At 40.5% G+C, this 12,271-nt stretch carries 11 protein-coding genes; 3 read left to right on the top strand and 8 right to left on the bottom strand.

The features are described from left to right. Window positions 1–77 precede the first annotated feature (77 nt). The 3 genes from RMA95_RS02145 to xerA all read right to left on the bottom strand — a co-directional run bounded on the left by RMA95_RS02145 (window position 78) and on the right by xerA (window position 3,130). On the bottom strand, window positions 78–1,010 hold the full coding sequence (locus tag RMA95_RS02145) for an electron transfer flavoprotein subunit alpha/FixB family protein (RefSeq protein ID WP_272409704.1): 933 nt from the start codon (window positions 1,008–1,010) through the stop codon (window positions 78–80). A gap of 17 nt (window positions 1,011–1,027) precedes the next feature. Continuing rightward, a complete protein-coding gene (locus tag RMA95_RS02150) occupies window positions 1,028–1,777 on the bottom strand; it encodes an electron transfer flavoprotein subunit beta/FixA family protein (protein ID WP_000646180.1) in 750 nt (249 codons plus the stop codon). 465 nt (window positions 1,778–2,242) lie between these two features. Beyond that, complete coding sequence (xerA, locus tag RMA95_RS02155) at window positions 2,243–3,130, bottom strand: site-specific tyrosine recombinase/integron integrase (protein WP_311069508.1); 888 nt, start codon at window positions 3,128–3,130, stop codon at window positions 2,243–2,245. 163 nt (window positions 3,131–3,293) lie between these two features. On the opposite strand from xerA, the gene RMA95_RS02160 reads away from it, so the two are divergent. Continuing rightward, window positions 3,294–3,917 carry a LysE family translocator gene (locus tag RMA95_RS02160; RefSeq protein WP_311069461.1) on the top strand — a complete coding sequence of 208 codons (624 nt, stop codon included), beginning with the start codon at window positions 3,294–3,296 and terminating at the stop codon, window positions 3,915–3,917. A gap of 86 nt (window positions 3,918–4,003) precedes the next feature. Here RMA95_RS02160 and dapF read toward each other — a convergent pair whose 3' ends face one another. The 5 genes from dapF to RMA95_RS02185 all read right to left on the bottom strand — a co-directional run bounded on the left by dapF (window position 4,004) and on the right by RMA95_RS02185 (window position 9,619). Further along, the gene (dapF, locus tag RMA95_RS02165) at window positions 4,004–4,849 is read right to left on the bottom strand and encodes a diaminopimelate epimerase (protein ID WP_263614409.1); all 846 of its coding nucleotides are present in this window, start codon (window positions 4,847–4,849) and stop codon (window positions 4,004–4,006) included. Between the two features lie 5 nt (window positions 4,850–4,854). Then, a complete protein-coding gene (gene lysA, locus RMA95_RS02170) occupies window positions 4,855–6,105 on the bottom strand; it encodes a diaminopimelate decarboxylase (RefSeq protein ID WP_311069463.1) in 1,251 nt (416 codons plus the stop codon). A gap of 22 nt (window positions 6,106–6,127) precedes the next feature. Beyond that, window positions 6,128–6,352, bottom strand: coding sequence for an LPS translocon maturation chaperone LptM (lptM, locus tag RMA95_RS02175; protein WP_004699798.1), 225 nt, complete (start codon window positions 6,350–6,352; stop codon window positions 6,128–6,130). 140 nt (window positions 6,353–6,492) lie between these two features. Further along, the gene (locus RMA95_RS02180) at window positions 6,493–7,899 is read right to left on the bottom strand and encodes an amino acid permease (protein WP_263614411.1); all 1,407 of its coding nucleotides are present in this window, start codon (window positions 7,897–7,899) and stop codon (window positions 6,493–6,495) included. Between the two features lie 301 nt (window positions 7,900–8,200). Next, a complete protein-coding gene (locus RMA95_RS02185) occupies window positions 8,201–9,619 on the bottom strand; it encodes an amino acid permease (protein ID WP_311069464.1) in 1,419 nt (472 codons plus the stop codon). 175 nt (window positions 9,620–9,794) lie between these two features. On the opposite strand from RMA95_RS02185, the gene radA reads away from it, so the two are divergent. Together radA and RMA95_RS02195 are read left to right on the top strand one after the other, a co-directional pair. Next, complete coding sequence (radA, locus tag RMA95_RS02190; RefSeq protein ID WP_304402689.1) at window positions 9,795–11,183, top strand: DNA repair protein RadA; 1,389 nt, start codon at window positions 9,795–9,797, stop codon at window positions 11,181–11,183. Window positions 11,184–11,265: 82 nt separating this feature from the next. Further along, entirely contained in the window at window positions 11,266–12,246 is a 981-nt protein-coding gene (locus tag RMA95_RS02195; RefSeq protein ID WP_311069465.1) for a TIM44-like domain-containing protein, read from the top strand. The last annotated feature ends 25 nt before the right edge of the window (window positions 12,247–12,271 follow it).

Here is a 12,271-nt window from a genome sequence, read left to right on the forward strand (position 1 = left end):
ATAATGATCTAAACAAAAAAACGCCCTTGACTATTTATAGCACAAGGGCGTTTTTCGAATAAGTGACAAGCTGTAAATTACAACTTGCTTACTAACTCAGGTACTACAGCGTTCAAATCACCAACTAACCAGTAGTCAGCAACGCTGTTGATTGGCGCTTCTTCGTCTTTGTTGATTGCAACAATAACTTTAGAATCTTTCATACCAGCTAAGTGCTGGATCGCACCAGAAATACCTACAGCAATGTAAAGCTCAGGTGCAACGATTTTACCAGTTTGACCCACTTGGAAATCGTTAGGTACGAAGCCTGCATCAACTGCTGCACGTGAAGCACCTTGTGCAGCACCAAGCTTGTCAGCTAATGGGTCAAGTACTTTGTGGTAGTTCTCACCAGAACCTACACCACGACCACCAGATACAACAATACGAGCAGCTGTTAATTCTGGACGATCAAGTTTAACGATTTCTTCAGATACAAACTTAGAAATGCCTGCGTCTTTTACTTCGCCAACTGTTTCAACCGCAGCAGAACCACCTTCCGCAGCAACTGGATCAAATGCTGTACCACGAACAGTACCAACAATGATTGCTTCGTCAGATTGAACAGTTGCAATAGCGTTACCAGCATAGATTGGACGCTTGAATGTATTCGCAGATTCAACAGAAATAATGTCTGTGATCATGCTTACATCAAGAAGCGCAGCAACACGTGGAAGAATGTTCTTACCAGTCGTTGTAGAAGCAGCTAAAACGTATTTGTAACCTTTAGCCAAGTCAGCAACTAAGCCAGCTACGTTTTCAGCTAATTGGTTTGCATAAGCAGCGTTGTCAGCAAGTAATACTTTGCTTACACCAGCAACTTTAGCAGCAGCGTCAGCAACTGCTTGAGCGCCTGAACCAGCAACTAATACAGTAATATCACCACCGATTTTTTGAGCTGCAGCAACAACGTTTAAAGTAGCACCGTTAAGTGTCTGGTTGTTGTGATCAGCGATAACTAAAATACTCATGATTTTATCCTTCCGTATTAGATCACTTTCGCTTCATTTTTCAATTTTTCAACAAGCTCATCTACAGATTTCACTTGTACGCCAGCTTTACGTTCTGCTGGAGCTTCAACTTTAACAGTTTTAAGCTTAGTACCAGCTGTAACACCGTAATCAGCAGGAGATTTAGTATCAAGCGGTTTTTTACGAGCTTTCATGATGTTAGGCAATGCAGCATAACGTGGCTCGTTTAAACGCAAGTCAGTTGTAATAATTGCAGGAAGCGCAAGTTCAACAGTTTGTAAACCACCGTCGATTTCACGAGTCACTTGTACTTTACCGCCATCCACTTTCACTTCAGAAGCAAACGTACCTTGACCAGCACCTAATAATGCACCAAGCATTTGACCTACTTGGTTAGAATCATCATCAATTGCTTGTTTACCAAGAAGGATAAGTTCTGGTTTCTCAGCATCAACAACACCTTTTAAGATTTTAGCAACTTCTAGAGCGCCAATTTCATCAGTGGTTTCAACTAAAATACCGCGGTCTGCACCCAAAGCCATTGCAGAACGGATTTGTTCTTGAGCTTCTTTAGGACCAATAGAAACAACAACGATTTCTGATACTGTTCCTTTTTCTTTTAAGCGAACCGCTTCTTCCACTGCGATTTCACAAAATGGGTTAATTGACATTTTAACGTTGGTAAGGTCAACCCCACTATTGTCCGGCTTAACACGAACTTTAACGTTGGCATCAACCACACGTTTTACAGCAACAAGAGCCTTCATGTAATCCTCGGCTGTTCTAGCAAAAGTAAATGTTGAGAAAAGTATATTAACTCTTCAATTCAAATTTTTTAGGTACCCTATCTTGCAATGTGTTTGGCATTTCGGTCAAGTCACAATTTTCTGGAACAGTACAAAAAAAATGAAATCATCAGTTCATAAAAAAAATTTCACAGCTGACTCGCCCTTATTTTATTCTTTTTAAAGTCTATTTTATACATTGATTTTTATTATCTTTTTATCTTATTTACCTTATTAGTCAGAAACATAAGCGCCTTATAAATGAGTCAAATTTTGTCGTTTTTAGGCCATATATGCCGACAAAATGTGCAAAGTTCAAAATGGTCAATTGGGTAATTTCACATATTTCTTTTAAACAAATTTGTAAAAAAGTACAAATGATCTCTACATTCATCTGATTCAGTGCAATCAAAGTCGCGTATTGATAAATAATTTATCTTAAATGACTTAATGCTTGGTCGCTCGCGGATGAGCCTGATCATACACTTGAGCCAAATGATCAAAATCGATATGCGTATAAATTTGGGTAGTCGATAAGTTGCTATGGCCTAACATTTCTTGAACTGAACGCAAATCACCACTACTTGATAACATATGGCTGGCAAAACAATGTCGAAGTAAATGCGGATGTAAGTCGACATTTACACCTGCTCGTTGTGCCTGAAGTTTTACACGCTTCTCGATTTGCCGTGGAGTGAGTACACCACCACGCTGTGAAATAAAAACAAAAGCATTTTGGTCAAAATGACCTTTCCAGATTTTATAAATTTTAAGCCAGTTCAATAGACTTTCTTTTGCCTTTTTCCCAAATGGGACAATACGGGTTTTATTTCCTTTACCCGTAATACGAACAAGATGACGATTAAAATCGATATCTTTAATTGTGAGGCCTTGTAGTTCTGCGAGTCGTAAACCACTTGAGTAAAGTAGTTCCAACATGGCTTTATCTCGCAACCATAATTGCTGATCAACCGGTTTTTCCGGCATAGGTTGATCTAAAATTTGATTAACCGTTTCTATATCGATCATACCCGGCAAAGGCCGAGGCTGGCGTTTTAACTTAAAATCGTCAGTAGGATTAATTTCTAGATATTTGCCCTGTTCAGCCCATTTCATAAACTGACGAATAGAAGTGAGGTGACGCTGCATACTACTTGGGCTTAACTGGTCTTGCTCAACACGTTGAGCTAGATATTCACGTAAATCTGAAGCTTCAACATTTTTTAAATCAATTTTTTTTGAGTCACAGAACTCAAGAAAGCTTTTCACATCTCGCTCATAAGCCGTAATTGTATGCTCAGACTGATTTTGAATTTTTCTTTCTTTTAACCACATCGAGAGCAGTTGTAATGCAAAATCCAAATTGCTCTCCATTTATTTGCCCATTTTTTTGAGTGTACCAAAAACTATTTGATCATGAAAATTTCATATCGCACAGCATAATGAATCTAACTTATATATTACAATTTATACCAAGTATTCATTGGACCTTGCTGCCATGACCACCGTACTCATTCCTTATTTAATTGCCATTACTTTACTTACGCTTACTCCCGGCTTAGATACGACTTTAATTATTCGTACTGCTACACTTGAGGGTAAATCTAAAGCGTTCCAAGCAGCTCTTGGAATTAGCCTTGGCTGTATTGTATGGGGAATTGTCGTGGCCTGCGGTTTAGGTGCTCTACTTATGGCATCTGACTTAGCTTTTAATCTATTGAAATGGATGGGTGCCGCTTATTTAGCATGGCTGGGTTTAAATATGATTTTAAAACCACGTAGCCAACTTGCAGACATACAAGAAAATAATCCAAATCGCTCTACCTCAGAGAATTGGTTTGTTAAAGGTTTCTTTGGCAATTTACTCAATCCCAAAGTAGGTATTTTTTATATTTCATTTCTTCCCCAGTTCATTCCTGCCCAAGCATCGGCTGTCACTTGGGTAATGGGACTTGTGATGATTCATGTCGTGATTGGAATAATATGGTCAACTTTATTAATTTTAGCCATGCAGCCACTTTCACGTTATCTAAAACAACCTAAATTTGTGAAATATATGGACCGAATTACAGGCAGTATTTTTGTGTTGTTCGCATTGAAATTAGCTTTGAGTAAAAGGTAATAAAATCAAAAATTATTGTACATATAAAAGTAAGCCCCTTTTATCACTTTAACTGATGAAAAGAGGCTTCTATTTAGGCCATGCGATTAACCTTGGAAATAACGTAAATCCAAACGCCCATCATATACATGGGTTGTTGGACCAGTCATCCAGACCACATCACCTTCTTGCCATTCAATTTGTAACTTACCACCAGCAAGTTCAACTTCTACAGAGTTCGCAAGTAAACCACGGCGCATACCACTTACCGCAGCAGCACATGCTCCTGTACCACAAGCAAGTGTTTCACCAACACCACGTTCAAATACACGTAAGCGAACATGTTTATCATCAATCACTTGCATAAAGCCGGCATTCACACGTTCAGGGAAACGTTTATGTGATTCAACTTGTGGGCCAATACCTGCTACATCAGCAGTGAGTACATCTGGAACAATAGTGACCGCGTGTGGGTTACCCATGTTGACTACGTCAATACTAATGTTTTGGTCATTTGCCAACTCAAGGGTATATAAAGCTTCTGGCTCTTCGGCAACAAATGGAATTTCATTTGGTAGAAACTTTGGGTAGCCCATATTTACGCGCACCCAACCATTTTGCCCAAGCTCAGGCTTTACAATACCTGCTTTGGTTTGTACGGTAATGTTGGTTTTATTAGTTAAATGACGTTCATGTACAAAACGCGCGAAACAACGTACGCCATTACCACATTGTTCAACCTCAGAACCATCGGCATTGAAAATGCGATATTTAAAGTCAGCTTCTGGTAAATCTGGTGGTTCGACAATTAAAAGCTGGTCAAAGCCAACACCAAAGTGTCGATCTGCCAAACGTTGAATGGTTGCTGTATCTAAATAAGCTCTTTGGCTAATTAGATCAACCACCATGAAATCATTGCCCAAACCATGCATTTTGGTAAATTCTAATAACATCTCATTTACTCCTCAGGCAATAAACGTTCTTTTTCCCAAAGCGATTCAACCGTTTCACGTTCACGAATTAAATAGCTCTTTTCACCTGATACCATGACTTCTGCTGCACGGCCACGCGTGTTGTAATTTGAACTCATGACAAAACCATAAGCCCCTGCGCCGAGTACAGCCAACAGGTCATTTTCTTGTAGTGCGAGTGAGCGGTCTTTACCAATAAAGTCACCTGTCTCACAAATCGCCCCAACTAGGTCCCATACTTTTTCTTCAGTATCGGTACGTGGCACAACAGGCTGAATATCCATCCAAGCTTCATATAAAGCAGGACGAATCAAATCATTCATTGCTGCATCAATAATCGCGAAATTACGATGTGTCGTTGGTTTAAGCAAATCAACTTTAGTTAAAAGTACACCCGCATTTGCACTGATGCTACGGCCCGGCTCCATATAGACTTTTAAGCCTAACTTTTCTAAAGCAGGTTTCATGGAGTTTGCATATTCTTCAACACTTGGCGGTGTTTCATCTTTATAACAAACCCCTAAACCACCACCGATATCGATATGTTTAAGATTGATGCCTAGTTTTTTCAACTCATCGATCATCACAATGACACGGTCTAAAGCATCAACAAACGGTTTAGTTTCAGTGAGCTGTGAACCAATGTGACAATCAATACCTACAATTTCAAGATTAGGTAAAGAAGCCGCGTATTGATAAGTTTCATAAACTGTATCACTTGGAATACCAAATTTATTTTCTTTTAAACCAGTTGAAATATAAGGATGCGTTTTTGCATCAACGTCTGGATTTACACGTAATGAAATCGGCGCTTTCTTGCCTAAACGAGCTGCCACTTTTTGAAGGCGGTCTAATTCGGCATAAGACTCTACGTTAAAGCAAGCAATACCTACATTGAGTGATGTTTCAATATCTGCTTCGGTTTTACCTAAACCTGAAAAAACAACTTTAGATGCATCTCCACCCGCTTTTAAAACGCGAGCCAGCTCACCACCAGATACAATATCAAAACCCGCACCAAGTTTTGCCAAGACACTAAGAACAGCTAAATTTGAGTTAGATTTCACCGCAAAACAGATTTGATGATCAATAAAGTCAAAAGCACGGTCCATATCCAAGTAATGTTTTTCAAAAGCTGCTTTTGAATAAACATACAAAGGTGTGCCAAATTGCTGCGCAAGCTGCTCCATAGAACATTGCTCTGCATGCAATACTCCATTAATGCGAGTGAAACTCATGAATGTGTCCTTATTTCAAAGCTTAAGGTGATGTAGTTTGGTTTTGGGCTGATGATGACTCGACTGGCTGTTCAGACTTTTCATCCTTTTGCACAGCTGGTTTTGATTCTTTATTACGATAAAGCAAGTATTTTGCACGGTTGTCATAATTTGGATCAGAAGGTAGCTGCAATGCTCCTGACTGACCGCAAGCTGTAAGCAAAATACTGCTGCTCAATAAACTGATGAGGCAAATGACACGAAGCATCTGAGCACCTGATTTAAACAATTCGATGCAGTATACCGTGATCATGCAAGCGGCTAAAGAGTAAACTTGAATAGAAAAACAATATGCATAAAAAACGCCAGCTTTTCAGCCAGCGTTTAGTCATAAGCAAATCAATTTAATTACTTTTTATGCCGTGGTTTATAGAAGAAGAAATAACCAATGATCAAGATAACAAACCAGATTGGGCTGACTTTCAGAGCTTTAAACGTGTCTGGCTCTAAAGACAACACGTAAATCATGCCCACAAAGAAAATAATCGTGATCCAACAGGTAAATAAACCACCCGGCAATTTAAATGTTGATTTGGCATGCAGTTCAGGGCGTGTCGTGTAATAACGAATGTAGCTCCAGATAATCAGTAACCACACGCAAATGAACAAAATGGTTGAAAGCGTTGTTGCAAGTGTGAAGGCTTCAACTGTATTTGGTACAAAATACTGTAATGCCGCACCTAACAATAAACACGCAGCAGAGAAATACAATGCATTTGCAGGTACTGCACGTCTGTTCAATTTACCAAAAGCTTTCGGTCCTTGATCTTCACGAGATAAACCAAACAACATACGGCTTGTTGAGAATACACCGCTGTTCATTGACGACATCACTGATGACAATACCACTAAGTTCATCAAGATTGCTGCTGCTGCAATACCTGCTTGGCTAAACAAGTTTACAAATGGACTGATCGCCGGATCAATTCTATTCCACGGCGTTACCGACATTACAATAAGCAATGCCAATACGTAGAAAATAATGATACGAACTGGAATTGAGTTAATCGCTTTAGGCAAGTTGCGCTCAGGATCTTTGGTTTCAGCAGCCGTTGTTCCCACAAGCTCTACACCCACGAAAGCAAAGATTGCGATCTGGAAGCCAGCCAAGAAACCATGCACCCCTGTTGGGAAGAAACCACCATTTGCCCACAAGTGGGTAAATGAAGCCACCTCGCCCGTACTAGAAGTAAAGCCAGTAAAGATCATCCATAGACCCACTGCAATTAAAATAATAATCGCAAGAATCTTAATAAGCGCAAACCAGAACTCTAACTCACCAAATAGGCGTACAGTTAATAGATTCAAGCCCATAATAAATACAATAGCGGCAACGCTAATCATTGCACCTTCCATTGGTGAGAAAGGCTGCCCGTTATTGAAGAATTGTAAGTAGTAGATAATTGCAGAAAGATCGGCGATACCAATCGTGATCCAGCACAACCAATAGGTCCACCCCACAAAATAACCTGCCCATGGGCCAATTAAATCTGTGGTGAAGTCAATAAATGATTTATAGGTCAGATTTGACAGGAGTAATTCGCCAAGAGCACGCATGACAAAAAACACCATCACACCAATAATCAAATAAATGAATAAGATAGATGGGCCGGCAAGACTAATCGTTTTACCTGACCCCATGAATAATCCAGTACCGATGGCACCACCAATTGCAATCAGCTGTAAATGCCGATTGGAAAGACTACGATGGAGCTCACCTTGTTCATGAGGGTCGCTCAGATTTTGATTCGACATTTTATGAATACACTCCAGTAATTTTTTTAGTCCGTTAGCTAAATTCAAATCAAAAAGACGATATCGCACCATTTGCAGGTATCTTTTTAAATGTATATTTTTTGACAACTTTTCAGCTAACCAATTTTTGTCTGTATGGCTGATAATTTCAAGATACATACAATTAAATCCGATAATACGCACAAGAACATAGCAATACAACGCACCTTCCAGTCTACAAATAAGACTTGAACCACTTTGATTTTTCAATTAAAAAAGGCAATCTGATCGATTGCCTTTTTATATTTTGCTTCTAAGTTATTTATTCTTGGGCAAAATTACGTTTTATTTTTGACTTATAAAAACCAAAGTAACCAATTGCAAGTACAAGGAACCAGATTGGGCTAACCATAAGCGACTTAGCTGTATCTGCTTCAAGGCTTAAAATCGCAATCGTAAATAAGAAGAAAGCAATAACGACATAACTCATCGCTACCCCACCCGGCATTTTAAAGTTCGATTTTTCATGCAGTTCAGGAGATAACTTACGGTAGCGGATGTAACACACCAAAATCAAAATCCATACCGTTAAGAATAAAATGGTGCATAACGTTGTTGCCAAGGTAAATGCTTCAATGGTATTTGGCACAAAATATTGTAATAAAGCACCGCCCATAATACAGGCACAGGAAAAAATTAAACCATTTGCCGGAACTGCGCTTTTAGTCAGCTGACCCAAAGTTTCAGGTGCCTGACCATCACGCGATAAGCCGTACATCATTCGGCTAGTTGAAAAAATACCGCTGTTCATCGAAGACATCACCGATGACAACACCACCAGATTCATAATAATTGCAGCAGTTGGAATACCTGCCATTAAGAATAATTCAACGAATGGGCTACGATCTGCTTTTACCTGATCCCAAGGTGTTACAGACATCACCACCATTAATGCCAATACATAGAACAAAATGACGCGAATCGGAATTGCGTTAATTGCTTTAGGCAAATGTTTATGTGGATCTTTAGTTTCAGCGGCTGTAGTTCCGACCAACTCCACCCCAATAAAAGCAAAGATCGCAATCTGGAAGCCCGCAAGGAAACCATTTACCCCATGAGGGAACATACCGCCATGATTCCAAATGTTAGAGATAGCAGCAACAGAGCCAGATGGTGATTGGAACTTGGACACTACCATGTAGATGCCGGCAAGGACTAAAGCAATAATGGCAACAATTTTGATAATCGCAAACCAGAACTCTACTTCGCCAAATAGACGAACCGTTAATAAGTTTAAAACTAATAAAAAGAGAACACAGCCCGCACTAATCATGGCCTGTTCTATTGGACTAAAACTGACTCCATTGGGTAGCCAAAAACTCAAATAGCTCGTTACCGCGGTTAAATCTGCCATACCTACGAGCACCCAACTTACCCAGTAGGTCCACCCGACATAAAAGCCAGCCCAAGGGCCAATCAAATCATAAGCCATATCGACAAATGACTTATAATTTAGGTTGGAAAGTAAAACTTCTCCCAAAGCACGCATAAGAAAGAAAATCATGGTGCCAATAATTAAATAGATAAATAAAATTGACGGCCCCGCCAATGAAATAGTTTTGCCCGACCCCATAAACAGGCCTGTTCCAATGGCCCCTCCAATAGCGATCAATTGTAAATGGCGATTGGTCAGCTTGCGCTGTAAGTCGCCAGCATGATCATGATGCTGAAGATTAGACATAGGTAAATATCCTAAAAATTTCCCACCTTAGCTAAAGCAAAATACATTCCAATATTTTTGGACAACGCATGAAAAATAGGCCTTTGAAAAATGATCGGGTTCTGCCTACGTTCAGGGTGTCGTTTTGCTATACTCTATTTTTACTGATTATGAAGTTATCTAACCGAAGTCGAATATGAGCAAAGTCAAAACTGTTTACCGTTGCGAACAATGTGGTGCTGATCATCCTAAATGGGCCGGTCAATGTTCAGAGTGTGGTGAATGGAATTCTCTGACTGAAGTCAAACTTGAACCTACTACAGCCCATCGCGCTCGTCCTAAAATTGGTGGCTATGCAGGCCAAGTTGCCAATATCACAACACTTAATAAAGTCTCGGTTTCTCATGAAACCCGCTTACCTACAGGTATTAGCGAGTTTGACCGTGTACTTGGCGGTGGTTTGGTCACAGGTTCAGTGGTACTCATTGGTGGTGACCCAGGTATTGGTAAATCGACTATTCTTTTGCAAACCGCAACCCACATGGCAAGTGCAAAAAGCTCTGCACTTTATATTACGGGTGAAGAATCGTTATCTCAGGTGGCCTTACGTGCTCAGCGCCTTGACCTGCCGACAGACCAGTTAAAAGTCATGGCTGAAACCTGTGTTGAGCGAATCTGTGAAGTTTTAGAGCAAGAAAAACCTGTTGTTGCAATTTTGGACTCAATCCAAACGCTTTACACAGAAACGCTCCAATCTGCACCAGGTGGTGTCTCACAAATTCGTGAATCTGCTGCGTTATTAACCCGTTATGCCAAAAATAGTGGCACGGCGCTATTTATTGTTGGTCACGTGACCAAAGAAGGTGCACTCGCAGGTCCACGTGTTTTAGAACACATGGTGGACTGTGTACTTTATTTTGAAGGCCAGTCCGACTCACGTTATCGTATGATTCGTGCTGTGAAAAACCGTTTTGGTGCAGTCAACGAACTTGGCGTATTTGGCATGACCGATAAAGGTTTACGTGAAGTAGCCAACCCGTCTGCTATTTTCTTAAGTCGTTACGATGAAGCGATTCCCGGTTCAATTGTCATGATTAGCCGTGAAGGAACTCGCCCTCTTTTGGTCGAAGTCCAAGCTTTAGTTGATGATGCCCAAGGACAACCACGACGCGTCGCTCTTGGTCTTGAACAAAACCGCTTAAACATGTTGCTTGCTGTAATGCACCGTCATGGTGGTGTGCAAACCACAGGACAAGATGTCTATGTCAACATTGTCGGTGGTTTAAAAATTACTGAAACAGGTTCTGACTTAGCTGTTTTACTTGCCTGTGCTTCGAGTTTACGTACCAAAGCATTACCACAGCAACTTGCAGTTTTTGGTGAAGTTGGACTTTCAGGTGAAATTCGCCCTGTACCAAATGGACAAGAGCGCTTAAAAGAAGCGGCAAAACATGGCTTTAAATATGTCATTTTACCTAGAGGCAACGCCCCACAAAAAGCGATTCCGGGGGTTCAAGTGATTGCTGTTGCTCGCTTACATGAAGCGCTGACCGAAGCGATGCAGCTCAGCGATGAATTGACATAAAAAAACATATTTTTATAGTTGAAATTTAGTGTAAATGGCTGCATAAATACTATTACAAATTAATTTTAAACAGGAATTTCCTATGGAAGTACACCAGCGCGGCTTGATAACCGGTATTTTAATGGCTGCTTTGGCAATTTCTCCTCTTGCTGAAGCAAAACGTGCAGGTGGTGGTAAAAGCCACGGCATGGCACGCTCTACCACTTCAAGCCAGTCATATCAACAACCTCGTCAAGTGGCTCCAGTTCAACAACCTGCTACAGCACCTCAGAGATCTGGTCCGGGTGTTGGTTCAATGGTTGCAGCTGGTGTAGCTGGTGCTGCCGTAGGTGCTGTTGCAGCACATGCTTTAGCTGATGACAAACCAACATCAACTGAACAACGTGTAACCCAGCCTGACAACGAGCAACAAGCTGCTCAACAGCAACAAGAGAAGAAAGGTGGTATCCCAGGTTGGTTATGGGTATTACTTGCTGCTGCTGTTGCCTTTTTTGTATTCCGCAAATTTGGCGGGAAAAAAAAATTAGCAGCAAATAATCCTTACGCTCCAAACAGCAATGGTCAAAACACATTTGGCCGTTCAGCTGCGCCAACTAACTCAAACGACAACACCAATATTTTTGGTCAGTCTGTTGGTGGTGGTACAGCAACTCAAGCTCCGTTTGGCGGTGCAACAACAAGTAATGGCAATCAGTTACCAGATGGTAGCGAACCTGCTTCTTTCTTACGTGTTGCTCGTCAGCGTTTTAACCACATTCAGTCAATTAACAGTGCAAGTAACATCGAAGAAATTCGTCGCTATTTAACACCTGAACTTTATAACTCTATGTATAACGACATCATGGAGAATCAAGATCAGGACGTTGCCGAGTTTAGTAACTTAAATGCAATGGTTGTAGACAGTGCGACTGAAAATGGTCAATACATTGTGAGCGTACGCTTTACAGGTACAGTAAGTGAAGATTTAAATAGCTTGCCACAGCCATTTACTGAAATCTGGCACTTTGTAAAACCTGTTGGCTCTCAGCAAGACTGGGTTGTTGCAGGTATTCAACAAGCTTAATTTAAATAAGCTCCAAATAAAAAAG

The organism is Acinetobacter sp. V110_1 (assembly GCF_031798975.1).
GTDB classification, from domain to species: Bacteria; Pseudomonadota; Gammaproteobacteria; order Pseudomonadales; family Moraxellaceae; genus Acinetobacter; species Acinetobacter nosocomialis_A.